We start from the raw sequence: 17,304 nt of genomic DNA on the forward strand, positions 1-17,304 counted from the left end.
CGAGAGCCGGGGACGCCGCAGGGGGAGGTCATGCCGCGGGGGAAAGGTCGTGCTTCCGAGGCAAGGTCACGCCCCGGTGCCCTCGGGAGAGGTCATGCCCGTCCAACCCGGTTGCGGCCGGCATCCTTGGCCTCGTAGAGCGCCCGGTCGGCGCGGGCGATCAGGCTCGGGGCATCGTCGCCCGGGCGGTATGCCGCGACGCCCAGGCTTGCCGTGCAGTGCCCCACTTCGGGAATGGCCTGGCGCGCTATCGCCTGGCGCAGCCGCTCCGCCAATTGGGCGGCCTGCGCGATGCCGGTATCGGGGCACACGACCAGGAATTCCTCGCCGCCCCAGCGACCCACTCCGTCCGTGCCGCGGATGTGGGTTTTCAGCACCTGGGCGATGGCGACCAGCACGCGGTCGCCCGCCAGGTGCCCGCAGGTATCGTTGACGTGCTTGAAGTGGTCGATGTCGAGCAGGACGACGCTGAACGGCGTGCCGCTGCGGATGGCCGCAGCCAGTTGCGCCTCCAGCGATTCGTCGAGGCGGATGCGATTGGCAAGCTGGGTCAGAGTGTCCGTCACGGAGCGCCTTTCGAGCTCGCGATTGGTGGCTTCGAGTTCCGAGGTGACGGCCTTGATGAAATGCAGCAGCTTCGAGATGACGCGCGTGTGCTGACTGTCGTAGGGATCGTCCGGCGCCGGAGCGGTGCGGCCGGGCCTCTGCGCCGCGGACTCCGCGGCCGGGGCGGGTTCGCCTTCGCGCAGGCCCACCGCCACCAGGGCGGAATTGAGCAGATGCAGGCGCCTGGCGCCGCCGGGGGACGCCTGCATGCCTGGAGGCGGCCCGTCGGCAAAGAATTCCCCGTAGGTGAAGAAGCCGAAGGTCGGCGCAAGGGCCTCGAAGGGCAGCGATTCGCGCTCCACGTCTTCCTGCAGCAGGAACCGGCGGCAGCCGCAGCTGTACATGAACACGACGTTCGGCGCGAATGCCGCGCTGGCCGCCTGCACCTCCCCCGCGTGCTCGATGATCGTGCCGGCATCGCCGTAGCCGATGTGCACGACTTCCCCCGTGGCGATGTCGCCGAGGAACTGCAGCGAGTCGTCCTCGCAGGCGGCCACCGGCACCCGCGCCACCCATTGGCCGTCGCGCTCGACGAGCAGCGGAAACTCCAGCGCGGCCATGTAGAAGCTGTCATCCCTGCGCGCGCCGAGATAGCGCCGGTAGATATCGAAAGCCGGCCGGCCGTCGATTTCCTTGACGAACGGGCCGTCGGTCCGCGTGACCGTCATCGGATGGCTGACCGGTATCCAGCCCAGGTACGCCTCGCATTGCAGGGCGAGCTGCGTGCTTGCGAAAACCACTGCCACGATGCCGGCGTCCATGATCTCGCCGTCCGCGAACACGCAGGTGTTCAGCATCCTGGTGTAGTCGCCGGCACCTCCGCCGAACAGCGGAAAGTCGCCCACTTCCGGCTCCAGAGCGGCGAACAGCGGGTCCAGATCGATGCTCAGCGGTGTGGCCAGCAGCAGGACGCCGGCGATGTCGCTCGCGCTGACGCGGATCCTTCTCCCAAGTGCGGCGCCTGTTCCGGATTCGCCGCCCCGCGTGCAGGGCAGGGCGATGGCATGCAGCCGCGAGGACTCGAAGAAGCTGAAGCCGATGATGGTCTGGTTGGTCAGCAGGCGTCCCGCGGCGATCTCGCCCACCGTGGTCGCGCCGACCACCGTTGCCGTGGGTAGAAGTTTCGCCAGCAGGCCGGTGATGCCGCAGATATGCTCCGGCGATCCGCTGGCGCAGTACACCTGAACCAGAATCGAACGGGCGCCTCGCGCGGCGCGGGCCATGTCGCCATTCGCCACCTCGGCGCGCAATGCGGCGAGATCGGAAAACACATGCGTGAAATGTCGAATCATGCTGGCCCTCGTTCATGCGCCGCCGGCATTTTTGTGAGATCCCCGGGAGCCGGGCCCGGCATCCACGGCTTATGCGGCGTCCATGCCTGCTTATTTTGAATGAGATGCGCTATTCACGCATGCGCGATCCCGATTTGTATCTCGATGCGGTTGTCCGCGGACTCCGGACCGCGCCAGGCATGATAAATCTCACGGCTTTCGCCGCTGGCGCGCAGCCCGGCCGCCGCCATGGCCTGCAGCAAGGCTTGATAGCCGTCCGTGAACAGCTTGGCCAGCGGCCCTTCGTACATCAGGCGAACGCAGCGCAATGCCGGAAGCGCCGGCGGTTCGTCGCTGGCCACGGGCAAGCAAAAATCCAGCTCGAATTCGGTGTGTGCGTCCCGAGGCATGGACTGCGCAACAAAAAGCGGCGGCCCGTTGACCACGAGCTGGCGCGTCATCGCCTCGGCGTACAGGGCTCCGTAGGCCAGCGCGGCCTGCTCGCCAATCTGCGCAATGGTCATCCGGCCTTTGCGCCGCAGCACTGCAATGGCTTCGGTCGTATGAATGTCCATGATTCCCTTCTGGTTGAAATGAGTGCCAGGTCCCGGCCGGCATCGGTTCAGCCGAACCCGAGCTGGCATGCGACCAGGGCCACGTGGGATAGGGCATGGGAAGCCATCGCGGCTTCCAGGTGATGGCGCCAGAACAGCCAGCCGTAGAGCACGCCTCCCAGACCATTGAGCAGCAATGTGCGCGCCACCAGCATGGCGTCCATGTCAACCTGAAGCGCCAGCGCCGGAAGATGCGCGCAACCGAAGGCCAGCGCGGACAGCACGATGGAACCCCAGGCCGCCCAGCGCACCCGCCCAGGTCCCAAACAGCGCGACAGGCCCCACAACAGCAGGCTCATCAGCCCCCAGCGGGCCAGTATTTCCTCGGTCATGCCTCCATAGAGCATCCCGAGGGCCAGTCGCTGCCCGGGCGATGCCGACTGCTGCGCCTGCGCGAGCGCGCGCCCGCCATCACCCAGCCATGGCAGCCAAAGCGCATCCAGCGCCCACACGGCCGCGCCCACGAGCAGCCCCAGCGCCGCGCTCTCCAGCCACAACCGGTGATCCCCGGTCCTGGCCGCCGTTCCGCCCAGCACGCTGCGCAGCCCTGCGCGGGGCGCGCACACGGCCCCGACCAGGCTGGCGACGATCACGAGCAGCAAGGGGTTCAGTGCCAAGAGCGCGCGTTGCGCCGGCGCGGGCAAAGCCTGCAATTCCGGCGCGGCCGCCAACAACGCTGACGGCACCGGCAGCATCGATAGCGTGGCCACGCCCAGGCTCCCGAGAGCCAGGAGCGGCAGGACCCGACGGCTCAAGGGGACAGGGCAAGAAACAGGGCAAGACAAGGAAATCTCCCGTGCACGAGGCAACAGCGTCCACTGCCCGGCTATGCAGACCGTGCGGACGCAATTATCATACGATCGTATTTTTATAAGAAACTCACCGGATGGCAAGACCCAGATCCATAGACCGCGAGGCCGTGCTGGACTTGGCGGAGGCCATTGTCTGCCAGCAAGGCATCAGTGCTTTGACGATGGACGCCGTCGCTCAAGCGGCCGGCATCAGCAAGGGCGGGGTACAGTCGTGCTTCGGCACCAAAGCGGCGTTGATCGACGCGCTGTTTGCTCGTTTCGGGCAGGCGTACGAACGCCGTTTTCGCGAAGTAGCCAGCCTGGATGATGACCCGGCCGGACAGGTGCGAGCGCACGTCGAAGCCACTTTCGGCTCGGACGAGGTATCCAGCGCCAAGGCCGCCGGCTTGTTGGCGGCCTTGCTGCAATCGCCGCAAGACCTGGTCGGCACCCTCACCTGGTACCGTGAACGCGTGCGGAATTGGCAACTGGACGAGCCCGGCCGCCAACAGGCGCTGCTGGCTTTTCTCGCTACGGAAGGCGCCTTCATGCTGCGCTACTTCGGACTGGTGGAAATGGATGACGCCTTATGGCAGAAGGCGCTGCAACAGATACGGGCTCTCCTGGACGCCCCGCCATCCGACGCGAGTTGCAGCATGGACTGAAAGCGTCGATGCCGCCGAGCTTTTTGTGTCCGCCATCGTGACGCACTTGTCGCGGCAACGGCCCTTGTGCACGGCATGACGGCAGTCACTCGCAATGTGGCCGATTTCAAGCCTGCGGGAGTGACTATCATCAATCCGTGGGAGGCGTAGACGTGTAGAGTAAGTTCCTTCCGTCGGTTGATAACCCGACCTACAGCTCATACAGCTCCGCGAACAGGGGTACACCTATGTTCAGTGTACGCAGTTTTTGCGCGCGAACGGCATCAATACTTATCCGAGTGCAGTCAGCAACGTTCTTTACGAAGCTCGGAGCAAGATTCAGCGATGAAGGCCATGAGGAAATCACGAGGCGGAGCATCGTTGAAAGAGGATACAGGACACGTCCGAAATCGATTGACACTTCGTGGACACGACCGATCTCGGTAGAAAACAAAAAGGGAAACCGATCACATAAATGATTGATTTCCCTAAAATTTCTGGTGGGCCCCCCGAGAGTCGAACTCGGCACCAACGGATTATGAGTTTGTCGCCAACGTGCTATGCCTAGGAAAATCAAGCATAGGGAAGCGTAAGCTACAGAACAAAAAAGTAAGCTGCGACAGTAGTTTAGCGCAGCTTGACGAAGGTGGGCAAAACTAAGCCCTGTACCGCTGGAGTACCGCCATCCGAGGCGATCTTGAACCCATGGGCAGTCATGGCGACGGCTCCCACGGATTGACGATGGTCACTCCCGTCGGCTTGAAATCGGCCACGTTACGCGTTACCACGGTCATGCCGTGCACCAGCGCCGTAGCCGCGATGAGCGCGTCACGCTCGCCGCGCTTGTCCGGTACATGCAGCCGAGCGCAGCGCTGCGCCACAGCGGTATCGATCGGCAGTGTGCGCCCGGAGAACTCGGGTAATACGTGCCGCTCCAGCCATGAGCGCAGCATGGCCCCCTGGGTAGCGTCCTTGCGTTCAATCGACAGAACGCCAAGCTCCAACTCCATGATGGTGATGGCCGATACGAAGAGGTCGGCGGCATCGACGCTTTCCGTCCATGCCGTCACATTCCCATCAGCCTTGCCAAGCCGTACCTTGCGCAGCTCGGACAGCACGTTGGTATCGAGCACGTACATCATGAGAGATCAGCCGGCCGGGCTCCAATGGTCACGCGCGGTGGCTCAAACTCGATGTCCGCAACACCCGGCATCGCCAGCGCGTCGGCAATGTTGCGCCGCTGCTTCGTCAACCGTTGATAGTCATCGAAGCTCAACAGCACGTGAGCAGGTTTACCGCGATCCGTGATGAACACCGGGCCGCTCTTGGTGGCCTTCTTCGCTCGTGTCACGTCCTGGTTCAACTCTCGACTAGATAGGGTCGTGATGGTCATAGAGCACCTCCAGTATCAGCATTTGTAGTTACGTTACTACAATTCTGATCGAGAGGCAAGCGCTGATCAAGGCGATGGGGGGCGGGAGTTGCCAGTCTGACGGATCTCCCCGCCACTATTTATGCCGTCTCACGTGGTGAACGGAAAACCGAGGGGCAATCCGATGAGCGCCGCTCCCATCACCAACGTATATGCCTGTAACTACTCTCCATGCATTACTCAACCCAAACCACCCGGTCAAGCCCAAGCCGGAGCCCGACTTCTGATATCATCTCCCGCGCACCTGTATTTGTGGTTCTACCCGTTTCAACGAGAACTGCGGCATATGGACTTCCCGACTCCAATCTGTGCGCTCTTTCGAAAACCGAGATCACTATTGACTTCCAGTCTCGACTATGCCCCCAGCAAACAACCTTCCCATCCGTCAATAAACGCCCGTGAGGCTTTTCGTAAGTGTTCTTAACCGGCGCCCTGTCGTGGTCGAGTCCTGCCGCCAATAAAATATTTTCCGCATCATTCTCCAAGCGAGTACGCATATATGGTTTGAGCAGGGAGTCCTTGATATACACCCGCACCTTTCGGGCATCCATGAAATGCGCCAGGACTCCTCCGATGTCCTTGTCCTTAGACCAGTTTTCATACCAAGTCGCGCGATCAATGTCGGATAGCCCCGGCCAGCCCAATTCATCAGCCTTGTCCCATATTTTTTTCCGGATATTGTCCCGAACATCCTTGGCTACGGCCATACTCATTGAACCGCTCCCGGAGAAGGTGGCAAGGGGAAGTTGAACTCAGGCAACTCCAATTTCGCATCCCCCTCCCGATTGAACAGATCGGCTTGATCAAGCAACCACTCGAACATGAAATGGCCGGCCCCATGATCTGAGAATTGGACAATGCGCTCGACGAGATCGAGGCGCTCGACATCACCCGATATGGACTTTTGGAGATCGATAACCTCGGAGATTCGACGCAGGTCACTGACAAAGTCCAATACAACCACTTTGTCCTTATTCGGCGCCAAGCGTAGCCCGCGGCCGAGTTGTTGTACGAATATGCGACGGCTATGGGTCACTCGCATGAAAGCGAGCATATCCACATCGGGAACATCGACTCCTTCATTGAAGATGTCCACCGTCGTCACCGCGTTGATTGTTCCTCTACGCAACCCGGCCATTGTTTTCTCCCGATCACGAGGATCCATCTCTCCGGTGATGTGGGCCGACCGGAAACCATAGAGCTTGAGCATGGCCGAGAAAGTTTTCGCATGCTCGACACTCGCGCAAAACACGATCAGACTGCGACGGGATTCCTTCTTGAAAGTATCCGCGATAACCCTCGCCGCCTCTTCGTCACGAGTTGGGATGAGAAGGCGAGTATTAAGTTCTTTAATCGAATACTCATTCCTTGATTGCTTCCTGACAAACTCCCAATCTATGTTGTCGGCAAGCAGGCGATAGTCCGCTTCGCATAGGAACCCTCTACGCAATCCCTCGTCGATACCGATCTTGGCTACAGGCTGCCCAAGGATGGTGTCGATGTCGAAATGGTCGCCTCGCCACGGTGTGGCGGTGGCTCCACCAACCATTGGCGCTCCCAGTTCATCGATGACACGACGAAAACTCTCTGATCCGATGTGATGCGCTTCGTCAATCCAAACCAATCCAAACTCGGGCAGATTGCCGAGCCGCGGCAAAACGCTCTGAACCGTAGCGAACGTGATGCCGTCCCAGAAAGTAGGTTGCTCCCCACCAATCAGTAGATGAGTGGGGATGCTCTTGGGTAATTGCTGCCAGAACTCTCTTTGCAGTTGTTCGACTAGTTCGCGTTTATCAGCCAGAACCAGCACTCGTCCTGAGTCAATGACCTCGTCCCGCAATAGCTGGGCGGTGGTTTCAGCCATCACGACCGTTTTTCCCAAGCCCGTGGCGAGTACCAGTTGCCCTCGGCCGGTTTCTCGCAGAGCCGCACTCAACCGTTGAACGCAATCATCCTGGTAGTCACGTAGATCTCGTCGTGCCCTGGGATACTCGGGGCTGCGGCGCATCATCTCCAGTAATGTCGCCGGAGGAAGGGATTCGATCCGAATCCCCAATCGTGCCCACCGATCGATCGCCGCGTTCAAGGCGGGACCGAAAGCTCGCGATGTGGCGATAGCGAGTCGATCAGCTTCGTAAAACTTTGACGCCTCCACAACTTCGTCAACGGCATGGGGGTCGGGATAGCTGTCGCTGGTGAATTTGCATTGAACGACCCAGAGACTGCCATTCTTGACTCCGAGTACATCAGCCCCACGATCCCCGGAACCGCCGACGATGCGGACATCCTCGAAAGCGTTCTGAACCAAGAGTCTTGCCACATCGCGCTCGAAGGCTCGCCATGAACCATTCAGCAGACGGCGGGAGTCGAGGAAATAGCCCTCCATATCAGATGTTTCCGTCCTGCCCCAGTAGCCGCACGGAAAGCGTCGCTCGAATCAATTCGTCGCGATCACAGCGGTCAAGATCCCGCGGGCTTTGCGAAGCAAGCCAAACGGCATCCGCGAGATAGGCGTCATAGCGCTCCAGCACTCTCTCACGAGCTTCCTCGTTCACCTTGACGTCGCCATAGTCCAAAGAGGAGTGAGGCTGAGCCCAGAATTTTCCATCGAAGAAGAGCTCCGGATGGCGGCGAACGAATTGCTTGATATCCGCAGCCTCGGCGTAAGAGAGAAATTCGCCGCCATCGATCACAGCCTGGGCGCTGGTCATTCCGGACGAAGCGATTTTCCGCCTGATCTTCTCCTGCGCCATTTGTGGCAACTCAGAGAACAATACTCCGAATGAATCGACGCTACCGGATGCGCTGATCGATTGGGCGATGTCGCGAAGCGACCTATCCGCGAAGGAGATGATGCTCTTTGGGTCGAGTTTCGCATCCTCGGCGTACTCACCCCTCAGGTCGGAAAGAATGGTGGAGAACACCGCAGAATTCGGGCTGGCCTCCTTTAGGAACTCGTAGGTCTTAAAAGCCAACTCCGATAGCACCGCATCCGTGGGGGTCATTGTGACCGAGCGGAAAACAGGATGGTCGGGATCGAAGAGAAAGAGGAATGTCCTGGTGCCGGGGTCCTCTATCTTTAAGGTCCAGGGTGCCTTGGGAGGTAGGTCGGGATCATTCGAGGCGACCATGAACGCCTCGACCGTAAACTCCACCTTGAGGAGAGGATGCTTATAAACTCGGGACAGTTCGTGCAATTTCTGCCGCGGGGGTGGGGCAGACACGTTCTGAGCTGGAGACCCAGCCTCGGATGCCGGAGACGCCCCTTCGCTTTCCAAAGGCGTTTCCCCATCATCGTCGAGAAACCCAGCCGGTACCTCCGGTGAGGCCGATCCCGGACCGGAAGCTGTTGGCGTCGCGCCAACGATGCCACGATCCTCTTCCTCGACCAGTTCGTACCATTTCTCGTCGGTTTGGTACTCGGGATCTCCCTTGTGGAACAAGTCCGCCATTTCGATGGCGCGTTCGTTGTTCTTAACCGCCAGAATGCGCGACCAACGTCCAGTCTTGCCTTGTGGGCTGCTTCTACGAAACGCCTGGAACAATCGATACAGGGGGGCGGACTGAGGCTCGAACCCCAAGGCTTTCGCCTTCTGCGGTTGCAAGGGGCCTTCACCTCTGACCAAGGTCACCATCTCCGACCATGATGTGTCATCACGCTCGAAACGATCCTTGGTATAGCTTACCCGGCAGTGATCCAAGTGAATCTCGCCAATGAACCGGCCGCGGTTGCGCTGGTCGTCGATGGGGTATTCGCGCTCCGGTCGTTCGCCTCCGCTCCAGACGAATAGATCCTTGTTTTGCACCTCGATAACACGTCCATTTCGGATGATGTCGATGCCGAAATCTTCCTCATGCATGTATCGTTGCAACCCCACCCAACCATGCAATCGACGCTTAAGTTCAACCGTTTTGCACTCGGGGCTCGCGGTCGGACACCCCTGCGTGCCGGAGAAAGACAACATGCACGTGAGACAGTAGTGCCGCGACGGCAGCTCAACGTCAAATGTTTCCACCGCATGTACAGGTTTCCCGTCACCGCCAAGCACCGAACGGTCCGGATTCCAGTGGCAGGGACGTTTAGCCTGGATATTCTGACTATTGATTTGCAGGGAGAATGCCGCATCCTTTGAAAGCAATAGCGGCGCATATACGCGCGCAAGCTGGCGTCTGATCTTGTTGTGATTCGCGCTCTTCGAGAAATAAATTCGTTGATCGGTCTTGAGCCGAAGAATTTTGATCTCGGTCCCATGAGCGGCGGAATCCGACTTCGGCCGGATCAGTCGTGGGGTTTGATAAGTCCGAGTCCGACGCAGCTCGTTGAGGTCGATACGAAGACCGGTCCACTCCTTGTCACCCGCTCGCGTGGTGTACACCTCGGTAACCATACCCAAGCGAGCGGTTGCGATATTGAAACCCATACCGAACAACCCAAGATTGTCCAATGGGTTGTTGCCACTCCATCCTGCTCGGACGGCACGCTCCAACTGATCCAAAGTCATCCCTGGACCATTGTCTCGAATGGTCACGCTGGCATCTTCCTTGTCCTGGGTGGGCAGACTGATGACAACGGATGGAGACTCGACCTGGACCCCATCTCGACGCGCGTTGATGAAGGCATCGACACTGTTATCGATTAGTTCGGCGAGACACTTCCATTGATCAAGATTGATCTCCCCAAGGATTTGTAGAACTCGGGGATCAGGGGTTAAATCGAACTCCGTGGCAGTCATATCGCTCCTCATCTTCAACCAACCGTTGCGCAGGTGGCGCGTCTCTCATTGGCTTCACACCGCATCAAGCTATTCGCCACTGAACTAGCCACAACCTCGGCTAGTTGCACCGGGACAGCATTGCCCAACTGGCGCATGGTCTGGCTCCAGGAGCCATGGAACTCGTACTCATCAGGGAATGTCTGCAACCGGGCCGCTTCACGCACAGTGAAGTAGCGAACGCTTCCATCGTCCTTGATGAACATGTTCTCCCCCCCGGGAACACCGTGGTATCCAGCCTTCAATGTCTTGGCGGGATCATCAAGAGCGCTCCCGGTATGACCCACATAGGTACGTGCTCCCGGTGTGAATACGTGATTCGCTATGCCATTGTTCGGATGGGTTTCGGGGTCCGGGAGATCGCGCAATGCATCACGGGTTGTGCGCCAACGAGATATTCCCAACAGGGATGGGTTATCACGCAGACGTTGCACTCTCCGGGCATAGCGCGTTGGGATTTGGTTCATACGCCTCTTATCCAGCCCATGCTCATCCCAGTAAGTTCCCTCAATCCACTTGGAGACAAGCAAAGCATCTTCCGAATGCGTCTTTTGCGGGAATGACCATTCGGCCCCCAGATCAGAGCGGAACCCGACAAAGAAAACGCGCTCTCGTTTTTGAGGCACTCCGAAGTCTGCGGCGTTCAGAACGTCAAACAGGACGTTATATGTTGGAGCGTTCTTGTTCGACGAGTGATGCCGTTCCAGTCGGGATCGATGCTGTACCCAATTTTCTCCTTTACAACGAGAAAGCTCGGGATACTGCAATTGAAGATGGATATACGAAAAATAGGAGGTGAAGCTCTCTCGCATCAATCCCTTGACGTTCTCGAATATGAAGGCTTTGGGCATGAGTTCGCGGACGGCTCGAACAGCTTCCGGAAACATATTCCTCTCGTCGCGCTGCGCTTGATGCTTTCCTCCCATGGAGAATGGCTGACATGGGGGGCCTCCGGAAACGACAGCGATATCTGGCGCTAGAGATGAAAAATTGAACGTGCGCGCATCGACCTCATGAACCGGCCAACCTTCGACCGCATGGGCGTGGTGGCGCTGATTTTCCCGGAAGGTTTCGCATGCGTCATGATCCCATTCAACCACCGCGGCGTGATGAAAGCCGGCATTCGCCATACCAATAGCGAGTCCGCCCGCCCCCGCGAAAAGTTCAACGCTACGCATCGAGGAATTCCTTGATCTTGTTTTTTAACTTGTCGATATCGCCAAGCTCACATTCCCATATGGTCAAAACGGTCCATCCCTTTACCTGAAGTGCGTTTTCGGTTTTCAAATCCCGTTGGCGATTAGCCTCCAACTTCGGCAACCAAAAGTCCTCCCTTGACTTTGGCAGACGGGCCAAAGCGCAGCCTGGATGACGATGCCAAAAACATCCGTGGACAAAGATCACTTTCCTTCGAGAGCGAAATACGAGATCCGGTTTTCCAGGAAGATCTTTGCCATGTAGCCGATAGCGATAGCCAAGGGCATGCGTCAGTCTGCGCACGAGCATTTCCGGCACAGTGTCCCGTGAACGCACCCGTCCCATGATCTCTGAGCGACGAGCAGGGCTAACGCTATCCACCATGGCTCACTTGGATTGCGTGAGCAGGGGCCATTGACTTGCTACGTACTTCTCCGCAGCTTCTCGCATGACCCAGGCCAGGGATACCTTCTTGTCGCGCGCGATACGCTCCAGCTCTTGGTGAAGCTCGGGCGGTAGGCTCACCGACAGCCGAGTCTTGACCTGCGTTTCCCTCTCGTTGACAGCTTGCCGGTTCATGATTCTGGCACCCCAATGGTTACACCAAATTACACCACATTGGTGCGCATTCTGCCAGGAGCCCAAGAGACCTTCGCATCACTCCCCCAAGCCATCGAACCCCACTAGACGGGAGTCCAACAAGTGCCTAGCCAATGTCCCCACTCCTTTTCGTCATGACGAAATTTGCCGCGAGGTAGCGACTTCCGGCACGTAGTACCGGAACGTAATCGGACGTTGTGTAGCACACATTCCCGGCGAAAGCCTATCCTGCACTAGCCCACACTCCCCCTCGTTTCTTCGTCATGACGAAGAAATTCTTGGTCATGACCAAGACAGCCTGACAGACGGAGATATGGTTCGCCGCGCATCGGGCGGCCAGTCCTTGCTGGGCGAGGGTTACTTTCAACTGGCCGTTGCCTTCGGGCGTGGTGCCGCTGTTTGCAGTACGAGCCATCCACTTGCAATCAGCACGCCGCCCCCTTCGCCCTGCGGGCGTGGTGGAAAAAGGTGGCTTCGCCGCCGCAGCCTTCGGAGTGAGGAACACCAACTCGGATCAGTCGGCATGAGCGCCAAGAATTTCGTCATGACGAAATTTCGAGATCAGGACTCAGACCTCCAGCGCTGATCCTGGTCCCTGCCAGAGTCTTGTAGTCGTAGTAATCGTATTACTACGACTATTACTACCAATGCAGGGATGGTGACACGGCGATGACCTGGCCGAGCTGCCGGCGTCACCAATGCCCGACGCATGGTGACAGGCTCGCGCGATCGAGGAAGATCCACCGTCACCAAAAAGGAAGCCCCGCCGAGGCGGGGCCGTGGTGCGAATCGAGGGACTTACCGCCGACGCAGCGCAAGCCGGATGTGACGCCAGAAGATGCGCCATTCGCCAGGCTGGCCGCCATCGAGCAGCAGCGCCCGGAACAAGGCGAACGCCTCGCTCGGCCGCTTGCGGTACGCCTCGGCCATTGCTTCGTCGTGCGGTCTATCGCTCATTGGCTTTTCCGTTGCAGGTTGCCCAGGGTTGCCGCGTTGTATGCGGGCTGCCATCCACCGCCGCCGGCATTGGAAACGCTATTGCCTCGGAGCTTATTCACACCCGCTTTCCCAAGACCGTAGGCACCCTTGCCCAAGCCGTAAGCGCCTTTGCCAAGGGCCAAGCCGGCCTTTGCCGTTTGCTGGACGCCGCGCCGGCCTTTGTCCAGGCTATCGGTCAGGCCGCGCGCCGTCATGACGGCCATCGAGATACCGCCAGCCAGAGCCGCAGCCATCGGCATGACGCCCTTCACGATGCCATAGAGGATTGCTGCCACCACAAGCAGCTCCAGGGCCACCATGAGCATGTTTTGATCGGAGTCGATGACGACCTTCGATATTTCGTTGTCGTAGATCGTGACGCCGAGCGTCAGCACGGCCGCCGTCAGAGCAACAATCAGGACGTGGTTCAGCACGAAGCCCACCCAGGAATCGAAGAACTTCGCGGTAACCGGGAACATCAGGCACATGATGAATACCGGCCCGATGGCAAAGAGGATTTTCAGGTAGATGGTGGACATCAGGATGGCGATGCCGCTGAACACCACGACCAGGGCAAAGCCGATGGCAAGAATCCCCATGATGACGTACCACATGAAGATCGTCCCCATCTCCCGCCAACTGGCCGCCTGTGCTTTTTCTCGGCACTGCATGATCAGCTCAAGCCCCTTGCTCAAGCTGCTGTCCAGAGAGGCGTAGATCGAGCCACCCGCCGAGCCGGAGAAGGCGGACGTTAGCCCTTCTTCGATGCCCCGAAGGGCTTCGACAACACCATTCAGGTACATATCGGCATTCAGTGCCATCGTCCCCACGATCATGACCTTGACCATCTTCAAAAGCCCCGTTTTGAAAGGCTCCTGAACCTGCCCGGTCATCATCATGTAGGCGTACAGGGTGATGTAAAGCGTCAGCGCGCCGAGCGCCCAGGGATAGACCGTTGCAATGGTGTCGCCGGCCACATTCGTGACAAAGGTCGTCGTGGCATTGTCCAGGGTGCCGCCGATACCCTGGAAGACGTTTGTTGTTGCGGGCATGGCTACTTGCCTCCCATCTTGACGCCCGTCATGGGCTGGACGTTGAGGCCGCGCCGCTTGCCTGCATCGGCAAGGCTTTCAGCGCGTTCCGCGTTGATGCAGTTCGGCGTTTCGGACAGCTCGCCAGGATTGGCCCGGCACCTCGCCAAACGGTCGGCCCGCTCGGTTGCGTGTTCCTTGTACCAATCGACCGACTGGACGGGTTCGGCCGGTTCCGTGCAGCCGACCAGGACAGCCGCGACGATCAGGGAGAGGGCGAGCTTTCTCATTTTCCGACCTCCCGCGCTTCGGCTTCGATGGTGCGGCCGGCAGCTTGCCGGGCTTCATGTTGCTGCATGACTTTCAGCGCATGAGCTACTTCGGCCGCTTCGATGATTTGGCGAGAGGCGAGAAAGCGCAGCGTTGCTTCCCGGCGACCTGCATAGGTCGGTGTCAGGAACCTTTCCCGACCATTGAAGTAGCCGATGGACAGACTGGTAACCGCGCAGGCGACCGCCAGGAGCGTTGCTTGCCAGCTCATGAGCTGGCCTTGGCTGAACAGCGGCAAGGTGAAGCCGTACCAGTCGTTCGCGGCGAAGTAGGCCACCATCAAGGCCGCATAGATGGACACGCCATCCATAGCGAACATATGCACTTCGCGGCCGATGGTTTCCTTCCACTTGCCGAAGCGGCGCACGTCGCGCCAGAAGCCGATAACCATTGCCGCGTACAGGCCCGCGAGCAGGCCGGAGAGGACGTAAATCATGACAGTCCCCCTTACGGACGCAGCGAAAAGTTCATGGGCTGAACTTTGAGGCCGTCGCGCTTCGCAGCATCCCGCATGTTCATTTCGTGCGCGCGCTGTTCCTGCAAGCGATCCTCGGCCGCCGCCACCATCGCGTACATCTGGAGCTTGGTCTGCTCGTTCTGAATCATGGCCTGCTCGGCCGCGATACGGCCTTGCAGCTCGGCAATCGCCTTGGGGTCGGGTGTGTCGTTGATCTTCGCCATGAGCTGGTCGATTTGGTTCAGCCGTGACTTGGCCTTGTCGTAGGCGTCCAGGGCGAATGCCTTGTCCTGGGCACCCTTCACGGCCTGGGCCTCGCACGCGGTGCGCTGGTCCGCGATCTTGAAATGGGCGCAAGCATCGAATGCCTTGGTGTCTTCATAGATCGACTGCGCCCGGCCGCTCAGGCCGGCATAGCCGCCCGTTTTCACGGCGTCATAGACGCCCTGCCAGTCGGCCGGCAGATACTCGCGCAGCGCCGGGTTGTTCAGGATGCTGCCGAGGCCGCGCGAGCCAGTCAGGGACTCGTACTGCTGCTTCATCTGGTTGATCTGGCTGGTCATCTGGTCGTACTGCATCTTCCATTTGGCGATGGTTTCGACCTGGGCGGCGATCTGCTGCGCGATGGAAGCGCCGTCGGTGACCGGGATTTGGGCCTTGGCCTCGTGGTTGCCGAAGATCATCCAACCGGCTACGCCGAGGACGGCCAGGACTTTGATTGTGCTCATGTGATTGCCACTCCTTTTTGGTGAGAAGGAGGGGACGCTGGCCGTCTTTCCGACCTGTCCGCCGGCTCTTTCGAGCTACTGTTCCCGGCGGTCAGCCCCGCATTACTTGGGGCGGCACCCTGCCCGCGTTGCACGGGCTTCGGGCTAATCACAACGGTCTTTCCGCGTCGTCAGGGCCGTCTTTTCCGGTTCCCACGGTCACGCCACTTTCGGCGGGTCAGATCGGCATCTTGATGCCTTCCCCGATCATCAGGCCCTTCTTTTCAGGCCGGCAGCCCGGTACGCCGAAGCGCTCTTGGGGCAAACAAGCGTCCCCCTTGGGGGATACGGTGACCGGGGACAACCCGGCCGATTTACCAATCGGTTCGATCAATACTGAATTCTTCGCTCAAATACGGAATATTCGCAAGCTCCTCCAAGGCTTGATCCACGGTTCTGAACCAGAGTTGACGTCCGTGGCCATCAACAACGCGCCGGAAGTCTCCAGCGTTCTCCACGCTCAAGGCGTATCCGTGCCGCCGATTCGCTTTCAGGATCACACGCACGAGCCCCGTTCGCTCCAAGCTGTCGCAGTAAGCATCCAGCTCTCCATAGCGCAAGGTCGCAGTCGGGCGGCGGCTCTGCGGCCGAGAAGTCATTCGACGGTGGCCCCCTTTCTGCCCAGCATGGTCTGGATGCGCTCCAAGTAGTGACGGGTGACCTCGGGCGAGGCTGTCTGAACTGGTGTGCTCTGAATGCGCAATCTTTTTTCCTTCGCGGCAAGACCGGCCGACGGGGCGAAACGTCCTCGATGAAAGCGATCCAGAACCGCGCGAAACCAGCGCTCCGGGCTGGTCTTGATGCTCTGCGTTGCCATTACCCCAGCGAGTTCGTCCAGGAGCATCTGCGCATCGTTGGCATCGAGACCACTCACCATGGAGGCGATGGCACTGCGTTCCCGCTCATTCAGGCGCGAAGGCCACACCAATGCGCCGCAGGCGCCTTTCTCCACCTCGCCCGGTACGGGCGAAGGGGGCGGCGTGTGGATAACTTTCGCCGGTAGTTGTAGTGACGATTTATTGATGGTTCTAGTTGGTGGTTCATGGGGTGACGTAGCCCTGTCACCGGGGGGTGTCACCCGTGTCACCGGGGGCATGACGCCCGTGTCGCCCCCCGGTGCCAATCTGTCGGAGGGGGGTGACAATTTGTCGGGGGGAGAGGCGAGACTGAGACTATAGACATTGGAAGACTGGCTTCCGTCCTTCCGATAGTTACGCTCGATGTGCAGGAACCCAGCCGCCTCCAGCTCCTTCAAGACGCGCTGTACTGTGCGCTCGGACGTGCAGCACTTTTCGGCAATGAGGCGCACACGCGGCCAGCACTGGCCGACCTCATCGGCCGCATCAGCCAGGGCCATCAGGATCAGCTTTGAATTGGGTGGCAGCCGCTGCTCCCACGCCCAGTTCATCGCCTTGATGCTCATCGCGCCAGCACTCCTTGCGCACTACCATCGAGTGCGAGCGCGTCCTTCACTTGGAGGGTGCGGAAATACACGCGCCGGCCAATCCGCAGCATCGTGGGCTTGAGCTTGCGGGCGACATCAGTATCCGAGTACAGCGCAACCCGGATACCGTCTGGCGAGCGACCGAGCAACCCCGCCACGTCGCCAAGACTCATAAGTGGGCCATACCGTTGAAGAAGATATTCTTCCGTTGTCATCAATACATCCACCGAAATAATGAGTAGATGGACGTATTTTTTGACTGATATGGCTATTGGTCAAATTTAAGTCATTGATTTTTAAAGCAAAAATTAGCTATCTCGCCATACCAAAATGCGCCATCCGCGATTACCAAAATAGGGCGTTTTGGCGA

The 17,304-nt window shown here is 59.3% G+C and carries 20 protein-coding genes and 1 pseudogene; 2 read left to right on the forward strand and 19 right to left on the reverse strand.

What is annotated here, in order from left to right:
• Positions 1–92 precede the first annotated feature (92 nt).
• The 3 genes from BN940_RS08990 to BN940_RS09000 all read right to left on the reverse strand — a co-directional run bounded on the left by BN940_RS08990 (position 93) and on the right by BN940_RS09000 (position 3,201).
• Positions 93–1,898, reverse strand: coding sequence for a sensor domain-containing diguanylate cyclase (locus BN940_RS08990; RefSeq protein WP_043682285.1), 1,806 nt, complete (start codon positions 1,896–1,898; stop codon positions 93–95).
• A gap of 113 nt (positions 1,899–2,011) precedes the next feature.
• Positions 2,012–2,452 (reverse strand): GyrI-like domain-containing protein, encoded by a 441-nt coding sequence (locus BN940_RS08995; RefSeq protein ID WP_043682295.1) that lies wholly within the window; start codon positions 2,450–2,452, stop codon positions 2,012–2,014.
• 47 nt (positions 2,453–2,499) lie between these two features.
• The gene (locus BN940_RS09000; RefSeq protein ID WP_198408262.1) at positions 2,500–3,201 is read right to left on the reverse strand and encodes a CPBP family glutamic-type intramembrane protease; all 702 of its coding nucleotides are present in this window, start codon (positions 3,199–3,201) and stop codon (positions 2,500–2,502) included.
• A 209-nt stretch (positions 3,202–3,410) separates the two neighbouring features.
• Between BN940_RS09000 and BN940_RS09005 the strand changes: the two genes are divergently transcribed.
• Positions 3,411–3,947, forward strand: coding sequence for a TetR/AcrR family transcriptional regulator (locus BN940_RS09005; RefSeq protein ID WP_242404159.1), 537 nt, complete (start codon positions 3,411–3,413; stop codon positions 3,945–3,947).
• Positions 3,948–3,983: 36 nt separating this feature from the next.
• Positions 3,984–4,097, forward strand: a pseudogene (locus BN940_RS19735) (VapC toxin family PIN domain ribonuclease); the annotation flags it as partial.
• A gap of 542 nt (positions 4,098–4,639) precedes the next feature.
• On the opposite strand, the gene BN940_RS09010 reads toward BN940_RS19735, so the two are convergent.
• The 16 genes from BN940_RS09010 to BN940_RS09060 form a co-directional block, all read right to left on the reverse strand.
• Positions 4,640–5,068, reverse strand: a complete 429-nt coding sequence (locus BN940_RS09010; protein ID WP_198408263.1) for a type II toxin-antitoxin system VapC family toxin — start codon at positions 5,066–5,068, stop codon at positions 4,640–4,642.
• Positions 5,065–5,319, reverse strand: coding sequence for a type II toxin-antitoxin system Phd/YefM family antitoxin (locus BN940_RS09015; RefSeq protein WP_043682303.1), 255 nt, complete (start codon positions 5,317–5,319; stop codon positions 5,065–5,067). The genes BN940_RS09010 and BN940_RS09015 overlap by 4 nt, the downstream gene beginning before the upstream one ends.
• A 215-nt stretch (positions 5,320–5,534) precedes the next feature.
• Positions 5,535–6,071, reverse strand: a complete 537-nt coding sequence (locus BN940_RS18955; RefSeq protein ID WP_148304931.1) for a hypothetical protein — start codon at positions 6,069–6,071, stop codon at positions 5,535–5,537.
• A complete protein-coding gene (locus tag BN940_RS09020) occupies positions 6,068–7,744 on the reverse strand; it encodes a DEAD/DEAH box helicase family protein (RefSeq protein WP_043682306.1) in 1,677 nt (558 codons plus the stop codon). Before BN940_RS09020 ends, BN940_RS18955 begins: the two co-directional genes overlap by 4 nt.
• A 1-nt stretch (position 7,745) precedes the next feature.
• A complete protein-coding gene (locus tag BN940_RS09025) occupies positions 7,746–10,091 on the reverse strand; it encodes an ATP-binding protein (protein WP_043686580.1) in 2,346 nt (781 codons plus the stop codon).
• Between the two features lie 14 nt (positions 10,092–10,105).
• Complete coding sequence (locus BN940_RS18495) at positions 10,106–11,308, reverse strand: DNA cytosine methyltransferase (RefSeq protein WP_043682309.1); 1,203 nt, start codon at positions 11,306–11,308, stop codon at positions 10,106–10,108.
• Positions 11,301–11,711: a very short patch repair endonuclease gene (locus tag BN940_RS18500; protein WP_173424581.1), complete on the reverse strand. Its 411-nt coding sequence runs from the start codon at positions 11,709–11,711 to the stop codon at positions 11,301–11,303. The genes BN940_RS18495 and BN940_RS18500 overlap by 8 nt, the downstream gene beginning before the upstream one ends.
• 3 nt (positions 11,712–11,714) lie before the next feature.
• On the reverse strand, positions 11,715–11,906 hold the full coding sequence (locus BN940_RS18505; RefSeq protein WP_075247289.1) for a ribbon-helix-helix domain-containing protein: 192 nt from the start codon (positions 11,904–11,906) through the stop codon (positions 11,715–11,717).
• Between the two features lie 819 nt (positions 11,907–12,725).
• Positions 12,726–12,884, reverse strand: coding sequence for a hypothetical protein (locus BN940_RS19400; protein WP_148304932.1), 159 nt, complete (start codon positions 12,882–12,884; stop codon positions 12,726–12,728).
• On the reverse strand, positions 12,881–13,957 hold the full coding sequence (locus BN940_RS09035) for a TrbL/VirB6 family protein (RefSeq protein ID WP_043682312.1): 1,077 nt from the start codon (positions 13,955–13,957) through the stop codon (positions 12,881–12,883). Before BN940_RS09035 ends, BN940_RS19400 begins: the two co-directional genes overlap by 4 nt.
• A gap of 2 nt (positions 13,958–13,959) precedes the next feature.
• Entirely contained in the window at positions 13,960–14,226 is a 267-nt protein-coding gene (locus BN940_RS09040) for an EexN family lipoprotein (protein ID WP_034026550.1), read from the reverse strand.
• Complete coding sequence (locus tag BN940_RS17915) at positions 14,223–14,702, reverse strand: hypothetical protein (RefSeq protein WP_052355741.1); 480 nt, start codon at positions 14,700–14,702, stop codon at positions 14,223–14,225. The genes BN940_RS09040 and BN940_RS17915 overlap by 4 nt, the downstream gene beginning before the upstream one ends.
• A gap of 11 nt (positions 14,703–14,713) precedes the next feature.
• Complete coding sequence (gene virB5, locus BN940_RS09050) at positions 14,714–15,451, reverse strand: P-type DNA transfer protein VirB5 (protein WP_043682319.1); 738 nt, start codon at positions 15,449–15,451, stop codon at positions 14,714–14,716.
• Between the two features lie 217 nt (positions 15,452–15,668).
• Positions 15,669–15,824, reverse strand: a complete 156-nt coding sequence (locus tag BN940_RS19405; protein WP_162899400.1) for a hypothetical protein — start codon at positions 15,822–15,824, stop codon at positions 15,669–15,671.
• Positions 15,825–16,085: 261 nt separating this feature from the next.
• Positions 16,086–16,913 carry a helix-turn-helix domain-containing protein gene (locus tag BN940_RS09055; protein WP_043682322.1) on the reverse strand — a complete coding sequence of 276 codons (828 nt, stop codon included), beginning with the start codon at positions 16,911–16,913 and terminating at the stop codon, positions 16,086–16,088.
• Positions 16,910–17,149 carry a hypothetical protein gene (locus tag BN940_RS09060; protein WP_043682325.1) on the reverse strand — a complete coding sequence of 80 codons (240 nt, stop codon included), beginning with the start codon at positions 17,147–17,149 and terminating at the stop codon, positions 16,910–16,912. The genes BN940_RS09055 and BN940_RS09060 overlap by 4 nt, the downstream gene beginning before the upstream one ends.
• Positions 17,150–17,304 lie beyond the last annotated feature (155 nt).

Source organism: Castellaniella defragrans 65Phen (assembly GCF_000612685.1).
Lineage (GTDB): Bacteria > Pseudomonadota > Gammaproteobacteria > Burkholderiales > Burkholderiaceae_B > Castellaniella > Castellaniella defragrans.

What these genes read in the sequence shown, in the direction of transcription:
- BN940_RS17915 (WP_052355741.1), bottom strand. Translation starts at nt 14,702, where the DNA reads ATGATTTACGTCCTCTCCGGCCTGCTCGCGGGCCTGTACGCGGCAATG.
- BN940_RS09025 (WP_043686580.1), bottom strand. Translation starts at nt 10,091, where the DNA reads ATGACTGCCACGGAGTTCGATTTAACCCCTGATCCCCGAGTTCTACAA.
- BN940_RS09035 (WP_043682312.1), bottom strand. Translation starts at nt 13,957, where the DNA reads ATGCCCGCAACAACAAACGTCTTCCAGGGTATCGGCGGCACCCTGGAC.
- BN940_RS09010 (WP_198408263.1), bottom strand. Translation starts at nt 5,068, where the DNA reads ATGATGTACGTGCTCGATACCAACGTGCTGTCCGAGCTGCGCAAGGTA.
- BN940_RS08990 (WP_043682285.1), bottom strand. Translation starts at nt 1,898, where the DNA reads ATGATTCGACATTTCACGCATGTGTTTTCCGATCTCGCCGCATTGCGC.
- BN940_RS09055 (WP_043682322.1), bottom strand. Translation starts at nt 16,913, where the DNA reads ATGAGCATCAAGGCGATGAACTGGGCGTGGGAGCAGCGGCTGCCACCC.
- BN940_RS08995 (WP_043682295.1), bottom strand. Translation starts at nt 2,452, where the DNA reads ATGGACATTCATACGACCGAAGCCATTGCAGTGCTGCGGCGCAAAGGC.
- BN940_RS18500 (WP_173424581.1), bottom strand. Translation starts at nt 11,711, where the DNA reads ATGGTGGATAGCGTTAGCCCTGCTCGTCGCTCAGAGATCATGGGACGG.
- BN940_RS09060 (WP_043682325.1), bottom strand. Translation starts at nt 17,149, where the DNA reads ATGACAACGGAAGAATATCTTCTTCAACGGTATGGCCCACTTATGAGT.
- BN940_RS18505 (WP_075247289.1), bottom strand. Translation starts at nt 11,906, where the DNA reads ATGAACCGGCAAGCTGTCAACGAGAGGGAAACGCAGGTCAAGACTCGG.
- BN940_RS18955 (WP_148304931.1), bottom strand. Translation starts at nt 6,071, where the DNA reads ATGAGTATGGCCGTAGCCAAGGATGTTCGGGACAATATCCGGAAAAAA.
- BN940_RS19400 (WP_148304932.1), bottom strand. Translation starts at nt 12,884, where the DNA reads ATGAGCGATAGACCGCACGACGAAGCAATGGCCGAGGCGTACCGCAAG.
- BN940_RS09015 (WP_043682303.1), bottom strand. Translation starts at nt 5,319, where the DNA reads ATGACCATCACGACCCTATCTAGTCGAGAGTTGAACCAGGACGTGACA.
- virB5 (WP_043682319.1), bottom strand. Translation starts at nt 15,451, where the DNA reads ATGAGCACAATCAAAGTCCTGGCCGTCCTCGGCGTAGCCGGTTGGATG.
- BN940_RS09020 (WP_043682306.1), bottom strand. Translation starts at nt 7,744, where the DNA reads ATGGAGGGCTATTTCCTCGACTCCCGCCGTCTGCTGAATGGTTCATGG.
- BN940_RS09040 (WP_034026550.1), bottom strand. Translation starts at nt 14,226, where the DNA reads ATGAGAAAGCTCGCCCTCTCCCTGATCGTCGCGGCTGTCCTGGTCGGC.
- BN940_RS18495 (WP_043682309.1), bottom strand. Translation starts at nt 11,308, where the DNA reads ATGCGTAGCGTTGAACTTTTCGCGGGGGCGGGCGGACTCGCTATTGGT.